At 66.5% G+C, this 24,135-nt stretch carries 20 protein-coding genes and 2 pseudogenes; 13 read left to right on the top strand and 9 right to left on the bottom strand.

What is annotated here, in order from left to right; translation table 11 throughout:
* Positions 1 to 479: 479 nt before the first annotated feature.
* Together IG194_RS27405 and yddG are read left to right on the top strand one after the other, a co-directional pair.
* Positions 480 to 1,532, top strand: coding sequence for a GlxA family transcriptional regulator (locus IG194_RS27405; protein WP_009619760.1), 1,053 nt, complete (start codon positions 480 to 482; stop codon positions 1,530 to 1,532).
* 157 nt (positions 1,533 to 1,689) lie between these two features.
* Positions 1,690 to 2,589: an aromatic amino acid DMT transporter YddG gene (yddG, locus tag IG194_RS27400; protein ID WP_058489347.1), complete on the top strand. Its 900-nt coding sequence runs from the start codon at positions 1,690 to 1,692 to the stop codon at positions 2,587 to 2,589.
* Here the strand turns inward: yddG and IG194_RS27395 are convergent.
* The 4 genes from IG194_RS27395 to IG194_RS27380 all read right to left on the bottom strand — a co-directional run bounded on the left by IG194_RS27395 (position 2,498) and on the right by IG194_RS27380 (position 7,751).
* Positions 2,498 to 5,659 carry an FAD-binding and (Fe-S)-binding domain-containing protein gene (locus IG194_RS27395; protein WP_058489346.1) on the bottom strand — a complete coding sequence of 1,054 codons (3,162 nt, stop codon included), beginning with the start codon at positions 5,657 to 5,659 and terminating at the stop codon, positions 2,498 to 2,500. The two genes, yddG and IG194_RS27395, sit on opposite strands and share 92 nt — an antisense overlap.
* The gene (locus IG194_RS27390) at positions 5,659 to 6,003 is read right to left on the bottom strand and encodes a RidA family protein (protein WP_009619757.1); all 345 of its coding nucleotides are present in this window, start codon (positions 6,001 to 6,003) and stop codon (positions 5,659 to 5,661) included. Before IG194_RS27390 ends, IG194_RS27395 begins: the two co-directional genes overlap by 1 nt.
* Before the next feature lie 14 nt (positions 6,004 to 6,017).
* Positions 6,018 to 6,368, bottom strand: coding sequence for a cupin domain-containing protein (locus tag IG194_RS27385; protein WP_009619756.1), 351 nt, complete (start codon positions 6,366 to 6,368; stop codon positions 6,018 to 6,020).
* Positions 6,369 to 6,434: 66 nt separating this feature from the next.
* Positions 6,435 to 7,751: an NAD(P)/FAD-dependent oxidoreductase gene (locus IG194_RS27380; protein ID WP_058489345.1), complete on the bottom strand. Its 1,317-nt coding sequence runs from the start codon at positions 7,749 to 7,751 to the stop codon at positions 6,435 to 6,437.
* A gap of 262 nt (positions 7,752 to 8,013) precedes the next feature.
* Here IG194_RS27380 and IG194_RS27375 point away from each other — a divergent pair, with 262 nt between their 5' ends.
* The 8 genes from IG194_RS27375 (at position 8,014) to IG194_RS27340 (ending at position 16,404) form a co-directional block, all read left to right on the top strand.
* Positions 8,014 to 8,796, top strand: coding sequence for an NAD(P)-binding domain-containing protein (locus tag IG194_RS27375; RefSeq protein ID WP_009619754.1), 783 nt, complete (start codon positions 8,014 to 8,016; stop codon positions 8,794 to 8,796).
* 130 nt (positions 8,797 to 8,926) lie between these two features.
* Entirely contained in the window at positions 8,927 to 10,570 is a 1,644-nt protein-coding gene (locus IG194_RS27370) for an acetolactate synthase large subunit (protein ID WP_043266505.1), read from the top strand.
* A gap of 72 nt (positions 10,571 to 10,642) precedes the next feature.
* Entirely contained in the window at positions 10,643 to 12,094 is a 1,452-nt protein-coding gene (gene gabD / locus IG194_RS27365) for an NADP-dependent succinate-semialdehyde dehydrogenase (RefSeq protein ID WP_058489344.1), read from the top strand.
* 192 nt (positions 12,095 to 12,286) lie between these two features.
* Positions 12,287 to 12,487 carry a tautomerase family protein gene (locus tag IG194_RS27360; RefSeq protein ID WP_009619751.1) on the top strand — a complete coding sequence of 67 codons (201 nt, stop codon included), beginning with the start codon at positions 12,287 to 12,289 and terminating at the stop codon, positions 12,485 to 12,487.
* Between the two features lie 212 nt (positions 12,488 to 12,699).
* Complete coding sequence (locus IG194_RS27355) at positions 12,700 to 12,861, top strand: hypothetical protein (protein ID WP_009619750.1); 162 nt, start codon at positions 12,700 to 12,702, stop codon at positions 12,859 to 12,861.
* A gap of 10 nt (positions 12,862 to 12,871) precedes the next feature.
* Positions 12,872 to 14,206: an MFS transporter gene (locus IG194_RS27350; protein ID WP_043266509.1), complete on the top strand. Its 1,335-nt coding sequence runs from the start codon at positions 12,872 to 12,874 to the stop codon at positions 14,204 to 14,206.
* Positions 14,207 to 14,306: 100 nt separating this feature from the next.
* Positions 14,307 to 15,359 (top strand): proline racemase family protein, encoded by a 1,053-nt coding sequence (locus tag IG194_RS27345; protein ID WP_058489343.1) that lies wholly within the window; start codon positions 14,307 to 14,309, stop codon positions 15,357 to 15,359.
* A gap of 94 nt (positions 15,360 to 15,453) precedes the next feature.
* The gene (locus tag IG194_RS27340; protein WP_058489342.1) at positions 15,454 to 16,404 is read left to right on the top strand and encodes an ornithine cyclodeaminase family protein; all 951 of its coding nucleotides are present in this window, start codon (positions 15,454 to 15,456) and stop codon (positions 16,402 to 16,404) included.
* Between the two features lie 691 nt (positions 16,405 to 17,095).
* Here IG194_RS27340 and IG194_RS27335 read toward each other — a convergent pair.
* From IG194_RS27335 to IG194_RS27325, 3 genes are all read right to left on the bottom strand, one after another.
* Positions 17,096 to 18,175 (bottom strand): quaternary amine ABC transporter ATP-binding protein, encoded by a 1,080-nt coding sequence (locus tag IG194_RS27335; protein WP_058072393.1) that lies wholly within the window; start codon positions 18,173 to 18,175, stop codon positions 17,096 to 17,098.
* Positions 18,168 to 19,028 carry an ABC transporter permease gene (locus IG194_RS27330; protein ID WP_197674175.1) on the bottom strand — a complete coding sequence of 287 codons (861 nt, stop codon included), beginning with the start codon at positions 19,026 to 19,028 and terminating at the stop codon, positions 18,168 to 18,170. The genes IG194_RS27335 and IG194_RS27330 overlap by 8 nt, the downstream gene beginning before the upstream one ends.
* Positions 19,029 to 19,148: 120 nt before the next feature.
* Positions 19,149 to 20,219: an ABC transporter substrate-binding protein gene (locus IG194_RS27325; RefSeq protein WP_197674176.1), complete on the bottom strand. Its 1,071-nt coding sequence runs from the start codon at positions 20,217 to 20,219 to the stop codon at positions 19,149 to 19,151.
* A gap of 433 nt (positions 20,220 to 20,652) precedes the next feature.
* Here IG194_RS27325 and IG194_RS27320 point away from each other — a divergent pair.
* Positions 20,653 to 20,901, top strand: a pseudogene (locus IG194_RS27320) (IS5/IS1182 family transposase); the annotation flags it as partial.
* Between the two features lie 81 nt (positions 20,902 to 20,982).
* Here IG194_RS27320 and IG194_RS27315 read toward each other — a convergent pair.
* Positions 20,983 to 21,474 (bottom strand): annotated as a pseudogene (locus IG194_RS27315) (tyrosine-type recombinase/integrase); the annotation flags it as partial.
* A 615-nt stretch (positions 21,475 to 22,089) separates the two neighbouring features.
* Positions 22,090 to 22,578 (bottom strand): DUF305 domain-containing protein, encoded by a 489-nt coding sequence (locus IG194_RS27310; RefSeq protein WP_225617136.1) that lies wholly within the window; start codon positions 22,576 to 22,578, stop codon positions 22,090 to 22,092.
* Positions 22,579 to 23,019: 441 nt separating this feature from the next.
* On the opposite strand from IG194_RS27310, the gene IG194_RS27305 reads away from it, so the two are divergent.
* Together IG194_RS27305 and IG194_RS27300 are read left to right on the top strand one after the other, a co-directional pair.
* Complete coding sequence (locus IG194_RS27305) at positions 23,020 to 23,775, top strand: hypothetical protein (protein ID WP_058489339.1); 756 nt, start codon at positions 23,020 to 23,022, stop codon at positions 23,773 to 23,775.
* A gap of 118 nt (positions 23,776 to 23,893) precedes the next feature.
* On the top strand, positions 23,894 to 24,106 hold the full coding sequence (locus IG194_RS27300; RefSeq protein WP_011347600.1) for an AlpA family transcriptional regulator: 213 nt from the start codon (positions 23,894 to 23,896) through the stop codon (positions 24,104 to 24,106).
* Positions 24,107 to 24,135 lie beyond the last annotated feature (29 nt).

Raw genomic sequence — 24,135 nt, 5'->3', positions numbered from 1 at the left:
TCCTACGCTGCCCCCCGCGCCATTCCCATGTAGGAGCGCGCCCTGCGCGCGATTCGCGGGCAGGGCCCGCTTACGGTTCCAGGAAGCACGGGCGTAGGAGCAACTGTCTTGCCGGCTGCACCGAGATGCGCCTCAACGGATGGGTTGAGCCTTGGCGAAACCCATGCGGTCGTGGTGATGGGTATCGCTTCGCTCAACACCATCCTACGAAAAGCCATGCTCGCTCATGCGGTTGCGGACCTTGTCCGCGATTGGACTCACCGGCCACGCCGGACGCCCCGCTGGCACGGCCAGCTGTCCGAAATCCCCCGAGGGGCGCCGAAATCTTATAGATTCCGAGAGCGTTGTTATATTTAAGACAGCCGGCCAGGATTAAGCTACTGCCATCGCAGGGCATCGCGCGTGCGGCGCGGCCCCTGGCGATGCGACCTGGAGCGCCCGGCCCCTGCCGCCAGGGCATGAGGTAGAGGACAACAATAATGAAGATGTCCAGTGTGTACGAACCCGGTGGCGACGACGCCGAAGCCCCGGTGGTGAAGCCCGACCTGCGGGTGGGCTTCATTCTGATGAACCAGTTCACCCTGGTGCCCGTCGCCGGCCTGGTGGACTCGCTGCGCTTCGCCGCCGACAAGTCCTTCCGCAGCCAGCAGATTTTCTGCAAGTGGGACTGGATGACCTGCGACGACCAGCCGGTGACCGCCAGCTGCGGCATGCCGATCTCCCCGACCAAGCCGCTGAGCGTCATCGACCAGTACGACTACGTGGTGCTGGCCGGCGGCCTGCTGAGCGAGACGCGCAACCCGCCCGAATCCCTGCTGCAGCTGCTGCGCGAACTGCGCGCGGCCAAGACGCCGATCATCGGCCTGTGCTCAGGCTCCTTCGTGCTGGGCAAGGCCGGCTTGCTCGACGGCCGCCGCTGCGCCGTGCACTTCACCATCCGCGAGGAGTTCATGCAGCGCTTTCCCGAAGCGGAAGTGCTGGTGGACAAGAGCTACGTCGACGACGACGGCATCATCACCTGTCCCGGCGGCACCGCCATCGACCTGGCGGCCAAGCTGATCAGCCGCCACTGCGGGCTGATCCGCGCGCAGAAGGGCCTGGAATACCTGCTGGTGGACGACGAGGAAATCCAGCGCCAGGCCAGCGACGACAAGGCCCCGGTGACCGAGCTGCACGTCTACAAGAACGCCCTGGTGGAGCGCGCCATCGCCTACATGCGCAACCACATGGACTCGCCCACCTCGCTGCGCGAAGTGGCGGAAAGCATCGGCACCAACGAGCGCCAGCTGCACCGTGCCTTCATGTCCAGCACCAACGAGTCGCCCGCCCAGTACTGGCGCAAGCTGCGCCTGGACGAGGCGCGCAAGATGCTGATGAACACCGAGCTGCACGTCACCCAGATCGCCTACCTGACCGGCTTCTCCGACGCCTCGCACTTCATCCTCTGGTTCCGCAAGCAGTTCGGCGAAACGCCCTGCTCGTTCCGCAAGCGCCGCCACGACGTGGAAAAACTGATAAATTCCGGCCACTGAACGGCCCGCTCGCAGCGCCCTGCCGCCCCGGCGGCAGGCGCACGGCAACCCCGCATCTCATCCGCTCCCCCCACACAATCCCAGGGAAGGCCCCTGACGCCAGGCTCGGCGCCCGCCGAGCCACGCCCCGCCTCCCGCTTTCCGATCAAGGCACAGCATGACCACCGCCGCAGCGTCGCAACAAACCAAAGGCAACCTCCTGGGCATAGGCGCCATCCTGCTCTGGAGCACCATGGCCTCGCTTATGCGCCTGATGAGCGAGGCCTTCGGCCCCCTCGGCGGCGCCGCCCTGATGTACACGGTGGCCACGCTCTTCCTCGCCCTGTTGCTGGGCTGGCCTTCGCTGCGGCACTTCAGCCTGCGCTACCTGGTGGTGGTCGGGAGCCTGTTCGTCACCTACGAGATCGCCCTGTTCCTGGCGCTGGCCTTCGCCCAGAACCGCGCCCAGGCCATCGAGGTGGCCATGCTCAACCACCTGTGGCCCTGCCTGACCGTCCTGCTGGCCGCGCTGCTGCGGCTGCAGCGGGCCAGCCTCTGGCTGATCCCGGGGATGGCGCTGTCGCTGCTGGGGGTGGGCTGGATCCTCAGCGGCGGCCAGGGCCTGTCGGTGGAAAGCATCGCCCGCAACGCCGTGCAGAACCCCCTGAGCTACGGGCTGGGGGTCGGCTGCGCCTGCGTCTGGGCCCTGTACTGCTGCATCTCCAAGCGCATGGCGCCGACCAAGGACGGCACCGTGCCCTTCTTCGCCATGGCCAGCGCGGTGCTCTGGATCAAGTACGCCTTCAGCGACGAGTCCCTGGCCATGCCCGGCCTCGGCGGGGCCGGGCTGCTGGTGGCCACGGCGCTGGTCATCGCCCTGGGCTACGCGGCCTGGAACCAGGCGCTGCGCACCGGCAACCTGATGATGCTGGCCGCCACCTCCTACACCGCGCCGGTGCTGTCCTCGGCCTTCAGCTCGGTGATCCTCAGCACCGCCCTGGGCCTGAGCTTCTGGCAGGGCACGCTGATGGTGACCCTGGGTTCCCTGGTGTGCTGGTGGGCGTCGCGCAGCGGCTGATGCCCGCGCCCTGCCCGGCCGCCCGGCCGCGCACGTGCGCCAGCAGGGCCTGCAGCGGGTGCGGCAGGGCCTTGCCTTCCATGCGCTTGACCTGGCTGCGGCACGAGTAGCCGTCGGCCAGCAGGTTCGCCTCCACGCCATGCTCCGCGATCAACCGTCCCCAGGACTGCGCGTAGATGGCCCTGGAGGTCTGCAGGTTGCGCGTCTCGTGCCCATAGGTGCCGGACATGCCGCAGCAACCCGTGGCCAGCACCGTGAGTTCCAGCCCCAGCCGCTCGAACACCCGCTGCCACTGGCCGACGCTGGCCGGGGCGTTGGTCTTCTCGGTGCAATGGGCCAGCAGCCGGTAGCCGGGCCGCTCCGCCCCCGTCGGCGCTTGCGTCGCCGGCAGCACGTCGCACAGCCATTCCTGGATGAGTTGCACGCGGGGCGTGTCCTCGCCCAGCAGCTTGGCGTACTCCTGGCGGTACACCAGGGTCATGGCCGGGTCGAGGCCGACCAGGGGCACGCCGCACGCTGCCAGCGCCGCCAGCGCCCCGCCATTGCGCCGCGCGGCCTTCTCGAAGGCGCCGAGGAAGCCCTGCACGTGCAGCGGCTTGCCGTTGGCGGCGAAGGGCGCCAGGTACACGCGGTAGCCCAGGCGTGAGGCCAGCTCGATCCAGTCGATGGCCACCGCCGTCTCGAAGTAGCGGGTGAAGGCGTCCTGCACGAACACCACGCTGCGCTCGCGTTCGGCCGCCGACAGGCCGGCCAGGCGCCGGGGCGTCGCCAGTTGCACGTCCCAGCGCGCGCAGGCCGCGTCGAAGTCCAGGCGGCTGAGCAGCGGGCTGTCGACCATGCCGGCCACCCGGGCGAGGAACAGGCGCACCGGGGCGAAGTCCATCAAAGCGTTGTACAGCCGCGGGAAGCGGGCGAAGAAGGGAATGCTGAACTCCAGCGAGCCGATGAGGTAGTCCTTCAGCGGGCGCCCATAGCGGCCGTGGTACAGCTCCAGGAAGCGCGAGCGGAACTCCGGCACGTTGACCTTCACCGGGCACTGCCCCGCGCAGGACTTGCACGCCAGGCAGCCGGCCATGGCGTCGTACACCTGGTGGGAGAAGTCGCTTTCGCCCAGGCGCCGGGCCAGGGCATTGCGCAAGCGCCACAGCGGCGCCAGCGGCCGCCCGCCCCGGCGGATCGCCGCGCTCTGCGCCAGCACGTCGACGCCCTGCTCACCCTGCAGGCGCAGCCACTCGCGGATCAGCGAGGCGCGCCCCTTGGGCGATTGCGTGCGGTCGCGGGTGGCCTTCCACGACGGGCACATGGCGTCGTCCGGGTCGAAGTTGTAGCAGGCGCCGTTGCCGTTGCACTGCACGGCCGTGTCGTAGCTCTGCCAGACGCGCTCGTCGATGCGGCGGTCCAGTTCGCCGCGCAGGGTCACCTCGTCCACGCCGGTCAGCCGTGCCTCCGGCAGGCTCGCCGGTGTGGCGATCTTCCCGGGGTTGAGCTGGTTCCACGGGTCGAAGGCCGCCTTCAGCGCCTGCAGCTCGGGGTACAGCTCGCCGAAGTAGGCCGGCGCGTACTCCGAGCGCAGGCCCTTGCCGTGCTCGCCCCAGAGCAACCCGCCGTACTTGCGCGTCAGGGCCGCCACGCCATCGGAGATGGGACGGATCAGCGCGGCCTGGCGCGCGTCCTTCATGTCCAGCAGCGGGCGCACGTGCAGCACGCCGGCGTCCACGTGGCCGAACATGCCGTACTGCAGGCCGTGGCCGTCGAGCAGGGCGCGGAACTCGGCGATGAAGTCCGCCAGGTGCTCCGGCGGCACCGCCGTGTCCTCGACGAAGGGCTGCGGCCGGGCCTGGCCCTCGACGTTGCCGAGCAGGCCGACGGCGCGCTTGCGCATGGCGTAGACGCGCTTCACCGCCTCGTCGCCGATCGCCAGGGTATGCCCCAGGCGCTGCACGGAGGTGTCGCTGCGCAGGTGCTCGACGAAGGCGTGGACGCGCTGCTCCAGCTCGGGCCAGTCGTCGCCGCTGAATTCGATCAGGTTGATGCCGAGGGTCGGCGTATCCGCATCCTCGGGGAAATACTCGGCCACGCCGTGCCAGACGATGTCGCGCATGGCCAGCAGCAGCACCTTGGAATCCACCGTCTCGATGGACAGCGGCCGCAGCGCCATCAGCGCCTTGGCGTCGCGCAGCGCGCTCATGAAGCTGGCGTAGCGCACGTTGACCAGCACCGAATGACGGGGGATCGGCAGCACGTTGAGCTTGGCTTCGACGATGAAGCCCAGGGTGCCTTCGGAACCGCACAGCACGCTGTTGAGGTTGAAGCGCCCGTCGGCCTCGCGCAGGTGCGCCAGGTCGTAGCCGGTCAGGCAGCGGTTGAGCCTGGGAAAGCCGGCGGCGATCAGCTCGGCCTTGCTGTCGGCGATGTCGCGCGCGCAGCGCAGCACCTCGGCGCGCCGGTCGCCGCGGGCGATCTGCGCCTGCAGCGCCGGTTCGTCCATGGCCGCGCTGTGCAGCACTTCGCCGCCCAGCAGCACGCTGTGCAATTCCAGCACGTGGTCGCGGGTCTTGCCGTAGGTGCAGCTGCCCTGCCCGCTGGCGTCGGTGTTGATCATGCCGCCGAGGGTGGCGCGGCTGGAGGTCGACAGCTCAGGGGCGAAGAACAGCCCGTGGGGGCGCAGCGCGGCGTTGAGCTGGTCCTTGACCACCCCGCCCTGCACCCGCACCCAGCGCCGCTCGGGGTCGATCTCGAGGATCCGCGTCAGGTGCCGGGACAGGTCGACGACTATGCCCTCGGTCAGCGACTGGCCGTTGGTGCCGGTGCCGCCGCCGCGCGGGGCCAGCAACACCTCGCGGAACTCGGCGCGGCCGGCCAGCTCGGCCAGGCAGACGACGTCCGCCGTATCCAGCGGGAACACCGCCGCCTGCGGCAGGCGCTGGTAGATGGAGTTGTCGGTGGCGAGCACCGTGCGCGTCGCCTGGTCCGGGGTGATCTCGCCGCGGAAGCCGGCGGCGCGCAAGCGCTCCAGGAACGCGCGATAGACCTTGGCGAGCCGGGGTTCGGCGGGGAGACGGGCGATCATCAGCGTTGCGCCCAGGCCTGGATCTCGATGCGGTAGTCGGGGCTGGCCAGCTGCGCGCCGACGCAGGCGCGGGCCGGCTGCAGCACGCCGCCGACCCAGGCGTCGTAGACCTCGTTCATGGCCGCGAAGTCCTGCATGTCGGCGAGCCAGATCTGCACCCGCAGCAGCCCTTCGCGGCCGACGCCGGCCTTGGCCAGCAGGGCGTCGAGCTGGGCCAGCACGTCGCGGGTCTGCCCGGCGATGCCCGCCGCGCAGTCGTTGGCCACCAGGCCCGAGGTTTCGATCCTGTCGCCGGCGATGACCAGTTTGCTGGCCCTGGGCGATGCGTCAATACGGGTAATCATGCTGCGCCGGCGCCTCAGAAGATCACGTAGGTCTTGCGGAAGGGTTCGCGGATGTCCCACACACCTTCGCAGTTGGCCGGGAAGAACACCGCGTCGCCCGCGCGCAGCTCCAGCGGCTCGCCACCGTCGGGGGTGAAGATGCACCAGCCGGAAACGACGTGGCTGAACTCGCGGTTCATGATGTGCCGGCGGAATACCCCCGGGCTGCTTTCCCAGACGCCCACCGAGGCGGAGGACGCCTCCAGGGTGACGTCCTGCCCCAGGCGGGCCTGGGCGACAAGGTCGCCGACCGGCAGCTTGGCCGGGGTCGGTTCGCCCATGGGCGATTGCGCGGCGTTCTTGATCAGGGTCGGTTTGACGGCCATGGGTTCGGTTCCTCTTCAAGGGGTGCCCGGGGCCTGCCCGGGCGGATTCGTAAGGGTTGCGCGCCGTCAGCTTTCCAGGCCGGCGCAGTGCTGGCCCCAGCACAGGCTGGCGTTGACGCCGAGGGACAGGAACGGCTGCGGCGGGTTGCGGCTGGGCCCCGCGCTGGCGAGCAGGAAGTCGATCAGTTCGTTGCGCTGGCCGGCCAGCCAGTCGGCCAGCAGCGTGCCGGTGCCGGTGCCGCGGGTGATGCCCAGGCCGTTGCAGCCCAGCGCGCCGTAGACGTTGGGCGCCAGCTCGCCGAAGTGGCCGGCGTGGTTGCGCGTCATGCCCATGGCGCCGCCCCAGGTGTAGTCGAACGCCACGCCCGGCAGCATCGGGAAGCGATGCTCGAAGGAGCGCCGCTGGGCCGCCGCGGCCCGTGCCAGCAGGCGCGCGTCGATCTTGCCGTTGGGGTTGAAGCTGAAGCTGTTGCGCACCAGCAGGCGCTGGTCCGGGGTGCGCCGCAGGGTGCTGCCGAAGGGGTCGGCGGGGATGATGCCCCAGACCGGCTTGCCGCCCAGCCGCGCCTGCTCTTCCTCGCTCAGCGGGCGGGTCATGCTGGCGTAGGTGAACACCGGCAGCAGCCGCCCCTTGAGGAAGCCGAACTGGGTGGCGAAGGCGTTGTTGGCGAGCACCAGCTTGTCGGCGACCACGCTGCCCGTGGCGTGGCGCAGGGTGATCGGCCCGCGGTAGTCCACCTCGGTGACGGCGCAGCGCTCGAACAGCGAGACGTTGGCCGGCAGGCTGTCGGCCAGGCCCTTCACCAGGCTCGCCGGCTGCAACAGCAGGGTACCGGGGGTGTACAGCGCGCGGCGGTAGAAGGAAGTGCCCAGGTGCGCGGGCAGCGCGTCGGCCTCGATGATCTGGTAGGCCTGGCCGAGCTTCTCCAGGCCGCTCTTGTAGGCTTCCAGCACCCGCAGGCCCTTGTCCTCCACCGCCGCCTGGTACTTGCCCACCGGCTTGAGCTGGCAGTCGATGCCGTGCCGCGCCACCAGCGAGGTGATCACGCCCTGGGCGAACAGGTTCAGCTTCAGGCTCATCCGCGCAATGGCCGGATCGCCGATGTAGTCGGGCGCGCCTATGTCATGGGGCAGGTCGATGGCGAAACCGGAGTTGCGCCCGGACGAGCCGAAGCCCACCTCCTGGGCCTCCAGCAGCACAACCTCGTCGGCCGGGAAGTTCAACGCCAGTTGGCGCGCGGCGGCAAGCCCGGTCAGGCCCGCCCCGACCACCGCCCAGCGCGCCCGCACCTGGCCGCCGCGGGCGGCTCGCGGGGTGCGCGGGGGGCTGAGGTGGAACCAGCCGCAGCCATTATCGTCAGCAGGGGTTTCTTGTATTTTCACGGTGTTCTGCTCTCACAACGGATGGCGAATTCTGGAGCGCGCGCCAGCCCGGCGCCTATAACGAAAAGGACGATTGCCAGCAGGTTTCCCCTCGCCCGCCCACGCCGGCCGTGCCCAGCTCCCCTGCCCGCCGGTCCCGCGGCCGCGAACGTCCTATCACTTGTCCCGGTCGTTATATGGCGAGCCGGCGCGCGGGTGAGATAGTGGACCGATCGAATCGAGAGCCAGGCACGCCGCGCGTGCCGCGGCAAAGGGGGGAATCATGCACAGCCTTGGCATACTGGGCGTCGGCGAGCTGACCGAGAAGGTCGTGCGCGGCCTGCGCCGCAGCGGTTTCGACGGGCGCATCCTGCTGTCGCCGCGCAACCACGAGCGCTCCGCCCAACTGGCCGCGGACTGCCGCGCGCAGGTGATGGACAGCAACCAGGCGGTGGTCGACGCGGCCGAACTGCTGGTCGTCGGCGTGCGCCCCGACGCCCTGGCGGCGCTGGCCGACGAGGTGCGGGTGCCGCCGGGGCGCAAGCTGGTTTCGCTGGTCGCCGGCGTCGGCCTGGCGCAACTGGCCGGGCACTTCCCCGGGGCCCGCTGCGTGCGGGCGATGCTTTCCTATGCGGCGCAGTTCAACCAGTCCACCGTGGTGGTCTGCCCGCCGGATGCGGCCACCGAGCGGGCGCTGCGAGCGCTCGGGCACCTGGTGGTGCTGCAGGAGGAAGCCGACTTCGAACTGGCCACCGTGGCCGCCTGCATGAACGGCTGGTTCTACTTCTTCCTCCACGACCTGCAGCAATGGCTGGTGGAAAAGGGCCTGCCCGCCGACAAGGCGCGCAGCCTGGTGCTGGACAACATGCAGGACTGCATCGCCAGCGCCCGCCACCACCCCGGCGTCGACCTCAGGACACTCGGCCAGGCCATCGCCACGCCCGGCACCTACACCGCCAACGGGCTGGACATGCTCAACCACCTGCAGGCCAACGCCCACTGGGGCGCCGCCTGCGAAGTGGTGCTGGACGCGCTGCTGACCCGCTCGAGCGGGCCCGGCGCCTAGCGCCCCGCCCGCGACCGTTTGGCGCAACGCCGCGCCCTTCGCGCCAGCGGGCCTATGCTCCACCGCGTGGCGCCGCGCCGGCGGCGCCGCCCAACCCTCCACTCCCCGAAATACCGAGGTAGCAAGCAAGATGGCCAAGGCCGCCGATGTGGTTGTGCAATGCCTGGAGAACGAAGGCGTCGAATACGTCTTCGGCATTCCCGGCGAGGAGAACCTCGACCTGCTGGAATCCCTGCGCAAGTCGACGATCAGGCTGGTGCTGACGCGCCACGAGCAGTCCGCCGGCTTCATGGCCGCCACCTACGGCCGCCTGACCGGCAAGACCGGCGTCAGCCTGTCCACCCTCGGCCCCGGCGCCACCAACCTGGTCACCGCCGGCGCCTACGCCTACCTGGGCGGCATGCCGATGCTGATGATCACCGGGCAGAAGCCGATCAAGAAGTCCAAGCAGGGCCGCTTCCAGATCCTCGACGTGGTCGGCATGATGCAGCCGCTGACCAAGTACACCCACCAGTTGGCCTCGGCCGACAACATCCCCTCCCGCGTGCGCGAGGCCTTCCGCCTGGCCGAGGAAGAGAAGCCCGGCGCCGTGCACCTGGAGCTGCCCGAGGACGTCGCCGCCGAGCAGACCGACAGCCTGCCCATCCCGCGCAGCCTGTCGCGCCGCCCGCTGGCCGAGCACAAGTCCATCGAGGCCGCGGTGGAGAAACTGCAGGCCGCGCGCAGCCCGATCCTGGTGATCGGCGCCGGGGCCAACCGCAAGATGACCGCCAAGGTCCTCAAGCAGCTGATCGACAAGACCGGCATCCCCTTCGTCACCACCCAGATGGGCAAGGGCGTGGTGGACGAGCGCCACCCGCGCTTCCTCGGTAACGCCGCGCTGTCCTCCGGCGACTTCGTGCACCGCGCGGTGGAGGCCGCCGACCTGATCGTCAACATCGGCCACGACGTGATCGAGAAGCCGCCGTTCTTCATGGTCCGCGGCGGCACCGAGGTGATCCACGTGAACTTCCGCTCGGCCGAGGTGGACCCGGTGTACTTCCCGCAGGTGGAAGTGATCGGCGACATCGCCAACGCCGTGTGGCAGATCGGCGAGGCGCTGCGCGACACCTCGCACTGGGACTTCGGCCGCCTGCTGGCGATCCGCGAGGCCAACGAGGCCCAGGTCGCCGAAGGCGCCGACGACGCGCGCTTCCCGCTGTACCCGCAGCGCCTGGTGGCCGACGTGCGCCGCGCGCTGCCGTCGGACGGCATCGTGGCCCTGGACAACGGCATCTACAAGATCTGGTTCGCCCGCAACTACAAGGCGCACATGCCCAACACCGTGCTGCTGGACAACGCCCTGGCGACCATGGGCGCCGGCCTGCCCTCGGCCATGGCCGCGCACCTGGTGTACCCGCAGCGGCGCATCCTCGCGGTATGCGGCGACGGCGGCTTCATGATGAACAGCCAGGAGCTGGAAACCGCGGTGCGCCTGGAGATGAACCTCACGGTGGTCATCCTGCGCGACGACGGCTACGGGATGATCCGCTGGAAGCAGGCGAACATGGGCTTCAGCGACTTCGGCCTGGACTACGGCAACCCGGACTTCGTGCAGTACGCCCGGGCCTACGGCGCCCAGGGCCACCGGGTGGAAAGCGCGGAAGGCTTCCTGCCGCTGCTGGAGCGCTGCCTGAGCACACCCGGGGTGCATGTCATCGACTGCCCGGTGGACTACTCGGAGAACGACCGCATCCTCAACATCGAGCTCAGAACCCGCAGCTCGGAAGTCTGACCCCCATGGACGCAGCGGCCCGCCCCGGGCCGCTGGCCAGCCTTCGCCCACTCGAATCCACAGGAGCATTGCATGCAACTGAAAGACCCTTCGCTCTTCCGCCAGCAGGCCTACATCGACGGCGCCTGGGTGGACGCCGACAACGGCCAGACGCTCAAGGTCAACAACCCGGCCACCAACGAGATCATCGGCAGCGTGCCGAAGATGGGCGCCGCCGAGACGCGCCGCGCCATCGAGGCCGCCGACCGCGCCCTGCCGGCCTGGCGCGCGCTGACCGCCAAGGAGCGCGCCAACAAGCTGCGCCGCTGGTTCGAACTGATGATCGAGCACCAGGACGACCTGGGCCGCCTGCTGACCCAGGAACAGGGCAAGCCGCTGGCCGAGGCCAAGGGCGAGATCGCCTATGCCGCGTCCTTCTTCGAATGGTTCGGCGAGGAAGCCAAGCGCGTCTACGGCGACATGATCCCCGGCCACCAGCCGGACAAGCGTCTGATGGTGATCAAGCAGCCCATCGGCGTCACCGCCGCCATCACCCCGTGGAACTTCCCCTCGGCGATGATCACCCGCAAGGCCGGCCCGGCCCTGGCCGCCGGCTGCACCATGGTGCTCAAGCCCGCTTCGCAGACGCCGTATTCCGCCCTGGCCCTGGCCGAACTGGCCGAGCGCGCCGGCATCCCGAAAGGCGTGTTCAGCGTGGTCACCGGCAGCGCCGGCGAAGTCGGCGGCGAGCTGACCGGCAACCCCATCGTGCGAAAGCTGAGCTTCACCGGCTCCACCGAGATCGGCCGCCAACTGATGGCCGAGTGCGCCCAGGACATCAAGAAGGTCTCCCTGGAGCTGGGCGGCAACGCGCCCTTCATCGTCTTCGACGACGCCGACCTGGATGCCGCCGTGGACGGCGCGCTGATCTCCAAGTACCGCAACAATGGCCAGACCTGCGTCTGCGCCAACCGCCTGTACATCCAGGACGGCGTGTACGACGCCTTCGTCGAGAAACTCAAGGCGGCGGTCGCCAAGCTGAACATCGGCAACGGCCTGGAGAACGGCGTGACCACCGGCCCGCTGATCGATTACAAGGCCGTGGCCAAGGTTCAGGAACACATCGCCGACGCCGTGGGCAAGGGCGCCAAGGTCGTTGCCGGCGGCAAGCCCCACGCCCTGGGCGGCACCTTCTTCGAGCCGACCATTCTGGTCGACGTGCCGAAGGACGCTGCCGTCGCCAAGGAAGAGACCTTCGGCCCGCTGGCGCCGCTGTTCCGCTTCAAGGACGAGGCCGAGGTCATCGCCATGGCCAACGACACCGAGTTCGGCCTGGCCTCCTACTTCTACGCCCGCGACCTGGGCCGCGTGTTCCGCGTGGCCGAGGCCCTGGAATACGGCATGGTGGGCATCAACACCGGGCTGATCTCCAACGAGGTGGCGCCCTTCGGCGGCATCAAGGCCTCGGGCCTGGGCCGCGAAGGTTCCAGGTACGGCATCGAGGACTATCTGGAGATCAAATACCTGTGCCTGAATATCCAGTGAGCCTTCGGCACAAGTTCAGCTGATAACTTTCCGCCAGTGGCGCACCGGGAGTCGCCACTGGCGTTTTTTATTTTCGGGCCGCCGTTTTCAATATCGCATTAATTGTCTTTGTTCTTATATCCCGCACTCACGCCTCGCTGAATCATGCCCTCTCCCGCCGAACCAACGGCAGACAAACCGAGGAACTTGCCCATGCCCGTAATCCGCGTCACCTGGTTCAATGACAAGAGCGACTCCGTGAAGGCGGAAGTCGCCGCGGAGTTCACCCGCGTACTGGCCGAGAAGACCGGCATGGACAGCCAGTGGATCCACGTCGTCTTCGAGAACGTCAGCCCCTGCGACTGGGCGGTGGCCGGCGAGCTGTTCGCCCGACCCGGCGAGGATCCGGCCTAGCGGATTACGCCGCGGCGCCCGGCGTCGCGGCACCCTTCCCGCCCCCTGCAGGCCCCGCCCGGCGCGGCCTGCAGCCCGCGAGCCAGAGCGCCCGCAGCCCTCCAGAAGGAATCTCCTATAAGTAGTCAGGCCTGTTATATGGCCGCCAAAGCCCTCGGTGAGATAGTGCTGACCAGGCTGTGGTTCGTATCTGTACGCCAGGAAAAGAAAGGATGCAGGGCCGCGCCGGCAAGCGTCGGCGCGACTTCCCGTGGCCGTGCCGGGCCGATGCACTCGTGCAGATAAAGCCACTGAACAATTCCAACAAGAAACAGCTGTTTGTTCCGCCGGCGAGCCTTGTCCGGCCCCCCATGGACAAGCATGCTGAGCGCTGACGGAGGCTCCATGTCCAACAATCACAAGATTTCATTGGAAGATGCATCGCTGAACAGCTTCCACAAGAAGCTGGCGATCTATTCTTCCGGCGCCCCATTCCTCGACGGCTACATACTGAGCATCATCGGCGTGGTGATGGTGCAACTGAGCCAGGCGCTGCAGCTGAGTTCGTTGCAGGAAGGCATGATCGCCGCGGCCTCGCTGGTGGGCATGTTCTTCGGCGGCTTCGTCGGCGGCCTGTTCACCGACCGGCTCGGGCGCAAGACGCTGTACGTGCTGGTGCTGGTGGTCCTGGCGCTGTTCTCCCTGTGCCAGTTCTGGGTCGCCTCCGCCTGGTCGCTGATCGCCCTGCGCCTGATGCTCGGCGTCGCCATCGGCGCCGACCACCCGCTGGCCACTTCCCTGCTGGCCGAGTTCCTGCCGAAGAAACAGCGCGGCTCCATCCTCGCCAGCCTGGTGATGATGTGGTTCGTCGGCGCCGCCGTGGCCTACATCGCCGGCGAGCTGATCCTGCGCAGCGCCGGCCCGGACGCCTGGCGCTGGGCCCTGGCCAGCGCGGTGGTGCCGGCGGTGCTGTTCCTGGTCATGCGCGCCGGCACCCCCGAGTCGGCCCGCTGGCTGCTGAGCAAGGGCCGCGTGCAGGAGGCCGACCAGGTGATCAAGAAGGTCTATGGCGAGCAGTACTCGGTGCGCAACCTGCCGGAGAAGACCCCGGAGCAGCACGTCTCGGTCTGGTCGCTGTTCCACTCCAACTACGGCAAGCGCATCTTCTTCGTCAGCATCTTCTGGACCTGCTCGATTATCCCGCAGTTCGCCATCTACGCCTTCGCCCCGAAAATCCTCAGCACCATGGGCCTGACCGGCGAGCTGGCGGCCTGGGGCGCGGTGGCCATCACCGTGATGTTCGTCTTCGGCTGCCTGCTGGGCGTCCGCCTGATCAACCCGCTGGGCCGGCGCAACATGCTCATGCACAGCTTCCTCTGGTCGGGCCTGGCCCTGTTGCTGCTGGGCCTGTGCCCGGACGGCGCGGCCCTGCTCACGCTGGTGCTGTTCGGCAGCTACGCGCTGTTCATCGGCGGCGCCCAGGTGCTGCAGTACGTGTACCCCAACGAGCTGTTCCCCACCTCCATCCGCGGTTCGGCGGTGGGCCTGGCGACCTCGCTGTCGCGCATCGGCGCGGCCGTCGGCACCTACCTGGTGCCCCTGTCGCTGGACGGCATCGGCATCGCCAACACCATGTTCGTGGCCTTCGGCGTCTCCATGGTGGGCCTCTTCGTCACCTGGCTGATGGCCCCGGAAACCCGTTCCCTGGACCTGCACCAGGCCAGCTCGCTCAGCTACTGAACCCGGCCGACAGGCAGCACGGGCCCGCGCATGGCGGGCCTCCTGCCGTCGGACGGAACCTCGACCCCGGGCCCCGCCCGCAGACGTACAGGTAGAAAAGATGGCATTCAAGAGAACGATCCACGCGGTGGACACCCACGCCGGCACGCCCATGCGCGTCATCACCGGCGGCGTCCCGCACATCCCCGGCAACAGCGTCTACGAGAAGATGAAGTGGCTGGAGGAAAACGACGACCAGTTGCGCAAGCTGATGCTGCGCGAGCCGCGGGGCTACCCGGCGCACTGCTGCAACATCATAGTGCCGCCGACGCACCCGGAAGCCGACGCCGGCTACATCATCATGGAGCAGATCGAGTACCCGGTGATGTCCGGCGGCAACACCATCTCGGTGGTGACCGTGCTGCTGGAGATGGGCATGCTGCCGATGCGCGAACCGGTCACCGAACTGGTGCTGGAGGCCCCCGCCGGGCTGATCCGGGTGAAGGCCGAGTGCAAGGACGGCAAGGTCAAGGGCGTCACCTTCCAGAACGTGCCGGCCTTCGCCGCGCACCTGGACGCGACCATCGACGTGCCGCACCTGGGCAAGGTCAGGGTCGACGTGGGCTGGGGCGGGATGTTCTACGTCATCGCCGACGTCCGCCAGTTCAAGGGCCTGGAACTGATCCCGCAGCACGGCGCCGAGATCGCCCGTATCTCCTCGATGATCCGCCAGGCGGCCATCGAGCAACTGCCGGTGGCGCACCCCGACTACCCGGGCATCGGCATCACCATCTCGCAATTGTCCGGGCCCAGCGACGACCCCAGGGCCGACTGGAAGAACGTGGTGACCATGGCCTCGGGCGAGTTCTCCTGGGACGACCCGGCGACCTGGACCGGCGCGCTGGACCGCTGCCCCTGCGGCACCGGCACCTGCGCCAAGATGGCCACCCTGCACGCCAAGGGCGAGCTGCCGCTGGACCGGGACTTCCGCCACCAGGGCATCGTCGGCAACATCTACACCGGCCGGCTGATCGAGGAAACCCGCATCGGCGAGCGCAAGGCGGTGGTCCCCACCATCACCGGCAAGAGCTGGATCTACGGAATCAACACCTTCGTGCTGGACCACGACGATCCCTTCACCGAGGGCTTCACCATAGGTGACATCTGGGCTTGAGTGCCCCCCGTCGTTCATGCTCCACCCCGAGGGCGCCTTCCCAGCCGAAGGCGCCCTCGGCGTTTTTCAGCCAGGCATCCAGGAGGATGGAAGAATGCAAATGATCGACGCCGCGCAGATCCGCGCGCTGCTGGACTGGGAAGGCGTGCTGCAGGCGCTGCAGCAGGCGCACCTGGGCGCGCGCCCCGCCGGCGACAGCTACTTCATCGGCGACGCCGAATACGGACTGTTCAGCCGCGGCGTGGTGCTGCCCGGCTACGGCGCCGGGGTGAAGGTCTGCTCCATCTACCCCGCCGGCAACGCCGCGACGCCGCCGGTGCCGACCGAGCAGGCGGCCTTCATCGTCATCGACGAGGCCAGCAAGGCCATCGCCGCCATCCTCGACGGCCCCGAGATCACCCGCTGGAAAACCGCCGCGGATTCGGCGCTGGCCGCCCGCAAGCTGAGCCGCGAGGACAGCGCCGTGCTGCTGGTCATGGGCGCCGGGCCCATCGCCCAGGCCCTGGCGGACGCCTACCTGCACATCCGCCCATCCCTCCGCGAGGTGCTGCTGTGGAACCGCACGCCCGCGAAGCTCATGGCGACCTGCGCCGAACTCCAGGCCAGGGGCGTGAACGCGCGGATCGTCGACGACCTCGACCCGGCCGTGGCCCGCGCCGACATCATCGCCTCCGCCACCAGCGCCCCCACCCCGCTGATCCGCGGCGAGCTGGTGCGCCCCGGCACCCACCTCGACCTCGTCGGCGGCTACCGCGCGGACATGCGCGAGGCGGACGACCAGGCGGTGGCCAACGCGCGTATCTTCGTCGACGACCGGGGCAGCGCGGCCTGCGCGGGCGACATCCTGGGGCCGCTGCAGGCCGGCGTCATCCAGCCCGGGCAGATCGAGGGCGATCTCTACGACCTGTGCCAGCGCAACCCCTTCGCCCGCGCCGCCACGGAGCGCACGCTGTACAAGAACGCCGGCGGCGCCCACCTGGACCTGGTCGTCTGCCAGTACGCCCTGGGCCGGCTGAAAGCTCGGGCGAAGGGCCTGGGTGCATAGGGCGGAGTCCGCTCGGTTCCAGGAAGCACGGGCGTAGGAGCAACTGTCTTGCCGGCTGCGCCGAGGCGCTCTTCGTAGGATGGGTTGAGCTTGCGAAACCCATGCGGTCATGGTGATGGGTATCGCTTCGCTCAACACCATCCTACGCGGCGTCATATTTGCCGGAAGGTGTAGGAGCAACTGTCTTGCCGACTGCGCCGAGGCGCTCTTCGTAGGATGGGTTGAGCCTTGGCGAAACCCATGCGGTCGGGGTGATGGGTATCGCTTCGCTCAACACCATCCTACGCGGCGTCATATTTGCCGGAAGGTGTAGGAGCAACTGTCTTGCCGGCTGCGCCGAGGCGCTCTTCGTAGGATGGGTTGAGCCTTGGCGAAACCCATGCGGTCGGGGTGATGGGTATCGCTTCGCTCAACGCCATCCTACGGGGTGGTTTGCCGGCGGGCGTAGGAGCGGACTCTGTCCGCGATTGGACTCACCGGCCACGCCGGTCACCCTGGTGGCACGGCTAACGGCGGATAACCGTGATCAGGATGACTCAGCATTCACCGTCCACTCCGAACGGCCCCCTCTCCCTTTGGGAGAGGGTTGGGGTGAGGGGCGGAGCCAGGATTGGAACACCTTCGCTGAACCAGGGCAGCGCTTGGATGAACAGCATTACGGGCGCAAAGGGACTCGAGCTCCCGAGCAGACTCAGCGCACCGCCGCCACCCCCTGGCTGCGCGGGTTCGGCAGCTCCCGCGCATTGACCATGGCCTCCGCCAGCCGGCGGAAGGTCACGGTGCCCAGCGGCTTCCCGCCCGGCGAGACCACCGTGACGTCGCCGTCCGGCGCCAGCGCCAGCGTGCGCACCGCCTCCTCCACCGTGGTGCCGGCGGGGATGGTCATCCCGCTCGCAGCGGCGCCCGCGCGCGCCGGCGTCATCACCGCCTCGACGTGCAGCACCCGGCCCCGGTTGACCTCCTTGACGAAGTTCGCCACGTAGTCATCCGCGGGGCGCAGGACGATGTCCTGGCTGCTGCCCTGCTGGATGACCTGGCCGTCACGCAGGATGGCGATCTGGTCGCCCAGGCGCAGGGCCTCGTCGAGGTCGTGAGTGATGAATACTATGGTCTTCCTGATCTCCTTCTGCAGGTCCAGCAGCACGCTTTGCATGTCCATGCGGATCAGCGGGTCGAGCGCCGAATAGGCCTCGTCCATCAGCAGCACGGGCGCGTCGTTGGCCAGCGCGCGGGCCAGGCCCACGCGCTGCTGCATGCCGCCGGACAACTGGTTGGGGTACTTCTTCTCGAAGCCCTTGAGCCCCACCCGCTCGATCCAGCGCATGGCGATGTCCAGGCTCCGGGCGCGGGGCAACTTCTGGATGTCCAGGCCGTAGACGGTGTTCTCGATCACGTTGCGGTGGGGCAGCAGCGCGAATTTCTGGAACACCATCGCGGTCTGCTGGCGGCGGAACCCGCGCAGCTCGGCCTGGCTCATCTTGACCACGTCCACGCCGTTGACCAGCACCTCGCCCGCGGTCGGGTCGATCAGCCGGTTGATGTGGCGGATCAGCGTGGACTTGCCCGAGCCGGACAGCCCCATGATCACCTGGATGCAGCCCGCCGGCATGTCCAGGTTGATGTCCTTCAGGCCCAGGACGTGGCCGAAACGCTCCATCAGCTCGGTCTTGCCCATGCCCTGCTTCACCGCCTCGACGTGGGCCGCCGCGTCCGGGCCGAAGATCTTGTAGAGATTGCGGATGCTGATGCCGTCGAACTGCCGCTCAGCCATGGACCACCTCCAGGTGTTTCTGCAGCCGCTGCCCGTAGGCCTGGCTGATCCGGTCGAAGATGATGGCGATGCCGACGATCGCCAGGCCGTTGAAGATGCCGAGGGTGAAGTACTGGTTGGCGATCGCCTTCAGTACCGGCTGGCCGAGGCCCTGCACGCCGATCATCGAGGCGATGACCACCATGGCCAGGGCCATCATGATCGTCTGGTTGATGCCGGCCATGATGGTCGGCAGCGCCAGGGGCAGTTGGACGTTCCGCAGCTTCTGCCAGCTGGAAGAACCGAAGGCGTCGGCCGCCTCGAGCACGTCCTTGTCCACCAGGCGGATGCCCAGGTTGGTCATGCGGATCATCGGCGGGATGGCATAGATGACCACCGCTATCAGCCCCGGCACCCGGCCGATGCCCAGCAGCATGACCACGGGGATCAGGTAGACGAAGCTGGGCATGGTCTGCATCACGTCGAGCACCGGGTTGACCAGGCGCTGGAGGCGTTCCGAGCGCGCCATCAGGATGCCGATCGGCAAGCCCATGGCGATCGACAGCACGGTGCAGACGAAGATCATCGATACCGTGCGCATGGAGTCGTCCCACATGCCGAAGTAACCGATCGCCAGCAGGGTCACGAGCGCGCCCAGCACCACCTTCAGGCTGCGGCTGGCGACCCAGGCGATGGCCAGGACGATGAGAACGATGATCGGCCAGGGCGTCTGCGTCATGAAACGCTCGGACAGCAGCAGGAACTTCTGCAGGGGGGCGAAGAAGTTCTCGATGCTATCGCCATGGCCACGGGTGAACGAACGGAAGCCCTCGTCGATGACCTGCTTGAGGCTGCGCAGGGAGTCATCGTCCATCTGGGGAAAATCCTGAAACCAGCTCATGTGATTGCCCTTTTCCGATATGCCGGGCTCATTCTTGTTTTCTCCCGGCCGAGAGGGCGCAGCGCAATGGTACGCACCGCGCCATGCTGCGCATTACAGAGCTGACTTGATCTTCTCGGCAGCGTCAGCGTCGACCCACTTCACCCAGACATCCGGGTTCCTCTTCAGGAACGCCTTGGCGCCGTCTTCACCGGTGGCCTGGTTGTCCGCCATCCAGGCCAGCATCCGGTTGACCAGCGCATTGGGCCAGGAGCGGGTCGAGAGGTACTTGTAGGCGGGGCCGGCGTGCTCCGCGAATGTCCTGGTCACGATGGTGTTGACCTCATCGGCCGGCCATTCGTTGGGTTTCGGGTCCGGGCACTTCTCCACTTTGTTGCAACGGTTCCACTCGGCCTCGTCGTAGGGAACGCCCGAGGACAGTCGCACCATTTCATATTTGCCAAGCAGCGAAGTGGGTTCCCAGTAGTAGCCGATCCAGCCCTTCTTGCGCTCGTAGGCATGGATGAGAGAGCCGTCGTGGCCGGCCGCCGAGCCGGTGTCCACCAGGTTGAAGCCGGCGTCCCTGGCCTTGTAGGCCTTGTAGTACTGGCTGGCGATGACGGTGCCGCCCCAGCCCTGCTGCCCCGCGGACCAGGCGCCTTTCGACGGGTCTTCCGGGTCGGGGAAGAGTTCGGGGTGCTTCAAGGCATCGGCGATGGTCTTGATGTCGGGATGGGCATCGACGATGAACCTGGGAATGTAGATGCCCTGTACGCCGCCTTCGGTGAAGGCCTTGCCGGCGATCAGCAGCTTCCCTTCCTGGATGTTCTTCTGCGTGATGGGCGGCCGCAGGCTGGTCCAGGATTCGGGCGCCACGTCCGGCTTGCCCTTCTCCGCCATCGAGGTCAGGGTCGGCACGGTATCGCCCAGCACGATGCTGGCATCGCAGCCATAACCGTTCTGCAGAATGAACTTGTCCACCTCGGCGAGCAGCTCGGCGGAGGCCCAGTTCATGCTCGCGATCGTCACCGTGCCGCACTCCGCCGCCTGGGCAAGCGGCGCGAACCCGGCCAGGCCCAACAATAGCGGCGTGCAGGACAGCAGCGCTTTCATCGCGTGCGCCCCCTTACCTGCGGCACCGGCTCCTTGTGCAAAATCCAGGGTCATTTGTTTTGTTGTTTTCATTTACGACCACCCTCTTCTAGTTTCCGAAAGAGCACTTGGGGAACAACTTCACAAGCCACAGCGCCGGCCGCATTCGCTTGGCGCAAACCAGGCATTCCCGGGCCAAGCCCTGATGTAACGGCTGACTTTCGATTGGAGTCCATCGACGGGCCGAGCGACCCGCCCCGCTCACGAAATCCTGACCGGAATCGATTCTGAGGCGGCCAGGGCTACGCGGCCTATAAGGAAAAGGACGATTGCCGGCAGAATTCGCACATTGCACCGTGCTGCAGGCCAGATGCGGGGGCCTGCGGGCGTCGTGGCGCAGTGGCTGCGGTTTGTATGTAAACCCGCTGGGAAGCTCTACTCGCACGATCATCGGTCGAGCATGACGCTCGAGCATCTTGTTCAGGCAGCTTTCGGCTACACGCTCATTGCGCTTGGCTGGTAGCTACGCTTCGGCCCCTGGTCGACGATGTATCAACGGTTCCGTGATTGGCGAGACGAGGGCACGTTTGACCGAGTACTTGAGCGATTGCATGTCCGGTCGAATCAGGAAGGTCGGATTGATCTGGACACCTGGATGATCGACTCCAGCGCAGTGCGTGCAACCCGAGCCTCTTCAGGCGCCGGGAAAAGGGGGCCGGAAGAGCCGCCAGATCATGCGTTGGGGCGTAGCCGAGGTGGCCTGACCACCAGGATTCAATAGCAATCGCCAGTTCGGCCCTGGGAACCTCCATTGCGATCCTGGTACTTAGCGAGCGCTGCTCGAAAGCTCCGGTAATAATGCCCTGCGCTGCTCGATCCGATTCAGCACATCCAGCAAGTCGGGACGACGGACGTTGTAGATGGATACCGAGCCCAGGGTGGGGAGCACGTCCTTGCCGAAGATGCGCCGAATCTGCGAAAGCGTACTCTGCCGCCCCTCCTTGAGCTCCAGTTCGCGGTGGCCAAGCCACTGCCGATACACCGACTCGAAGCTGTTTTCCGCAGCCAGGCACACAGCCCGGAACTTCTGCTTGCGATCGATCTTGGGATTGATGCCTTTCGCCAGCAACGCGCGCGCCTCGTCGCGCAACGCACGCGCCTCGAGAAGGCTGACCTCCGGATAGGTTCCGAAGGACATGCGCTGCTGCTTGGCAGCCCAGTAGTAGCGGAAATGCCAGGACCTGTTGCCCTTGGCGGACACGGCCAGGGACAGGCCGTCGAAATCAGGAAGGGTGTAGTCCTTGCCGGTAGCCCGGGCTTGCCGGACGACGATGTCTTTGAGTGCCATGACCTGGCTCCTGAAAGAGAGTCAGGACCCGATGCTTGTCTCGCCGACCACGCTCCTCCAGCAAGAATCCGGAAAGCGCCCTCCCCCGAAAAGCCTGTACTTGAAAATGGACTTGAAAGTCCTGGCTGGGGGTGGATTCCAGTGGTTTTCGCCAGAACGAAAAAAGGGCCTTTCGGCCCTTTTTTCAGTGACTTGCAAATGCCAGTGGACATCTGCAGATCGATATTTGGAGCGGGAAACGAGACATGCACTAGGCGCGTAAGTCGTTGTTTCCCGAACACTTTCTTCGCTGAGGTGGCCAGCGAAGACCTCAATTGTAGCCTTGTTTTTGGTCCTCGGCAACAAGATCGTCCAAAGAATTCCAAGGACGTCCATAGATCAACACTCAGCGCATCAACCCAGCACTTGGCGCACTCAGTCCACCGCAGTCTCGAACTGACTGGCCACACCCCGCCCCTCTCTGCCCCCACATCCGTCATCGCGAGGAGGAGCCCGATGCTTCCTCTGCCGATGCAGTTCGGATGTCGCGAACTTCCCCTCCCATTGAAGCATCGGTCTGCTGTAGCTGGGCTGCTGCGCTACAAGCAAACGATTCTGGCGATCGCCATCCACAACTTAGTGAAGACGCGCCGCAATACGATTCATCTGCTCGATCTCTTGCCGCTGGCCACTTGAAATTGATTGACACAGGGCAACAAGCTCGGGGTCCGAAAGCTTCGCTTTGCGACACATAAGGATGGCCCCCGAATGGTGAGGAATCATGGAGGCCACGAACTGTCGGTCGTTTATCGCCGCCTGTTCCCGTGTAGCCATAAGAGAGCCCAACGTCAGCACAGCAAAAACTGCGTAGAGCGCAAGATTCAGTCTTCGATTCGGAAACATGCCTGGCATGGTCGCGAGCATGAAGATGCCCATAGGTGCCCACATCGTGACTGCCATGTAGAGCATGTTGAGGTTGTTCCTGAAGTCCCCGATGCCGTCGATCATGGTGAACATCACGACGTACATGACGACGAGCCCCAGGATCATGTTCACCCAGAACTTCGCGTACGGGCCCATCCCGGCATGCGTTTGACTGTGCTCGTTCTTGGAATGCGTTTCCATCTGAGTCTCCTTGATGTGTGGGAGCGCGACCGAACCGCTTGCCCGACGCCAATGCCATGTCGGTATATCAGGATTCCCAGAATGCAGGGAAGGCCGCGAAAACTACCCATACCCATTGGGTCCTTGTCGATTGAAGGTCCCCGGGGGCACGTGTGAAACCCTCTCTGTATCAGACGATACCAAACAGGATTTGCTCAAAGCGCAACAACCTATAACGCTTCAGTCTTGAGCCTCGCCACTGGCTGGCAGTTCCACCACTTCTATGCTTTTGTGCCGGACTTATTGAGCATACGACGGCTACTGGTCGAATGAAACGATGATCCACTCAAGCCCGGTGGCGGAGCTGCTTCGGGACTCGCTGCCTGCCAACACCAAGCCCGAGCATAAGTACGACCACAAAGGAGTCGGCCATGTAGTTCTTCTCCTGGAAGGAGACGGAGCATGCACGAGAACAAGAATGATGCACCCACATCAAAGGTGTTCTACCGCCCGATCGAAGCGTCCATTCGCTGGGCCGGGCTGCTGCGGTACGAACAGGTGATCCTGGCTTCGATTTCGTCGCCCCGAAACCTGCCACTTTCGCTGGACTGCCCGCGCTGGGGCGAACTGCGGCTACACACCGAGCGCATCTATGACGGCATCCTCAATGGGGAGCTGCCCTTCGGGCGGGACGGCATCACGACGTACGATACCGAATTGATCGACTCTCTCGATCTCACCATCCGCCATATCGATCTGAAGCGGTGGATGCGCCAGCACTACCCCGAACAGCGACCAGGCTTTCTCTTCTCCCGCAGCGAGCGCATCACCCATCCCTTTATCTCGCTGGAGACAGGGCAAGCCATGCTGGTTGAACAGCTTGCCTTGAAATCCGCCTTGGAGCAGTCCAAGCGCCAACTTCGCGAGCTGCAGGACAAGCACGACGCGCTGCTCAAGCAGTCCTCGGTGATTCCCGCCTGCGCGCAGTGCCCGATCAGCGATCGGGCCGAGGCCACCTACCTGAACATCATCGGGGGCATGCTGGAACTGATGCTCGGCCAGTCGCCTTCGGGCGCGCCGTACTCCAGCTTCAAGACGCAGGAGGCCGTGGTCAGCGCACTGGTCGCCCATCACCACGGCGTCATGGGGATCGCCGAGCGGACGTTGAACGGCAAGTTCGCCACAGCCAGACGCCGGCTGCATAGCGCCACGCTCTGAGGATTGCCAGCTTGTATGTGCAGTCGCGGAGATTGCATTTGCAATGTCTTTCCGCAGCCAGGTCTATTGAATAGAGGTCACGCCAACAAACGCCACTGAGCGTTCAGGAGTGACCGCCATGTCGCAAACACCTGTACTGCCACCCAACGAGCGCCGCATCCTGCGCCTGGAAGAAGTCGAAGCGAAGTCCGGCTTCAAGCGTGCCCACATCTACAACCTGATGAAGAAGCGCCAGTTCCCGCAGGCGCTGCGTCTGGGCGTGCGCGCCGTCGGCTGGGATTCCATCGAAATCGATCAGTGGATCGCCGAGCGCGTCAACAACCGGGCCTGACCCGTTCTCCCGCGGACTTTCCATCCTCA

The organism is Pseudomonas sp. ADPe (assembly GCF_014843515.1).
GTDB classification, from domain to species: domain Bacteria; phylum Pseudomonadota; class Gammaproteobacteria; order Pseudomonadales; family Pseudomonadaceae; genus Pseudomonas; species Pseudomonas citronellolis.
Note: the sequence above shows the minus strand (reverse complement) of the source record. Positions and strands in the feature narration are given on the sequence as shown.

Bases quoted from the DNA above. Each gene is read 5' to 3' on its own strand.
- IG194_RS27405 (WP_009619760.1), top strand. From the start codon at position 480: ATGAAGATGTCCAGTGTGTACGAACCCGGTGGCGACGACGCCGAAGCC.
- yddG (WP_058489347.1), top strand. From the start codon at position 1,690: ATGACCACCGCCGCAGCGTCGCAACAAACCAAAGGCAACCTCCTGGGC.
- IG194_RS27395 (WP_058489346.1), bottom strand. From the start codon at position 5,659: ATGATCGCCCGTCTCCCCGCCGAACCCCGGCTCGCCAAGGTCTATCGC.
- IG194_RS27390 (WP_009619757.1), bottom strand. From the start codon at position 6,003: ATGATTACCCGTATTGACGCATCGCCCAGGGCCAGCAAACTGGTCATC.
- IG194_RS27385 (WP_009619756.1), bottom strand. From the start codon at position 6,368: ATGGCCGTCAAACCGACCCTGATCAAGAACGCCGCGCAATCGCCCATG.
- IG194_RS27375 (WP_009619754.1), top strand. From the start codon at position 8,014: ATGCACAGCCTTGGCATACTGGGCGTCGGCGAGCTGACCGAGAAGGTC.
- IG194_RS27370 (WP_043266505.1), top strand. From the start codon at position 8,927: ATGGCCAAGGCCGCCGATGTGGTTGTGCAATGCCTGGAGAACGAAGGC.
- gabD (WP_058489344.1), top strand. From the start codon at position 10,643: ATGCAACTGAAAGACCCTTCGCTCTTCCGCCAGCAGGCCTACATCGAC.
- IG194_RS27360 (WP_009619751.1), top strand. From the start codon at position 12,287: ATGCCCGTAATCCGCGTCACCTGGTTCAATGACAAGAGCGACTCCGTG.
- IG194_RS27355 (WP_009619750.1), top strand. From the start codon at position 12,700: ATGCAGGGCCGCGCCGGCAAGCGTCGGCGCGACTTCCCGTGGCCGTGC.
- IG194_RS27350 (WP_043266509.1), top strand. From the start codon at position 12,872: ATGTCCAACAATCACAAGATTTCATTGGAAGATGCATCGCTGAACAGC.
- IG194_RS27345 (WP_058489343.1), top strand. From the start codon at position 14,307: ATGGCATTCAAGAGAACGATCCACGCGGTGGACACCCACGCCGGCACG.
- IG194_RS27340 (WP_058489342.1), top strand. From the start codon at position 15,454: ATGCAAATGATCGACGCCGCGCAGATCCGCGCGCTGCTGGACTGGGAA.
- IG194_RS27335 (WP_058072393.1), bottom strand. From the start codon at position 18,175: ATGGCTGAGCGGCAGTTCGACGGCATCAGCATCCGCAATCTCTACAAG.
- IG194_RS27330 (WP_197674175.1), bottom strand. From the start codon at position 19,028: ATGGACGATGACTCCCTGCGCAGCCTCAAGCAGGTCATCGACGAGGGC.
- IG194_RS27325 (WP_197674176.1), bottom strand. From the start codon at position 20,219: ATGAAAACAACAAAACAAATGACCCTGGATTTTGCACAAGGAGCCGGT.
- IG194_RS27310 (WP_225617136.1), bottom strand. From the start codon at position 22,578: ATGGAAACGCATTCCAAGAACGAGCACAGTCAAACGCATGCCGGGATG.
- IG194_RS27305 (WP_058489339.1), top strand. From the start codon at position 23,020: ATGCACGAGAACAAGAATGATGCACCCACATCAAAGGTGTTCTACCGC.
- IG194_RS27300 (WP_011347600.1), top strand. From the start codon at position 23,894: ATGTCGCAAACACCTGTACTGCCACCCAACGAGCGCCGCATCCTGCGC.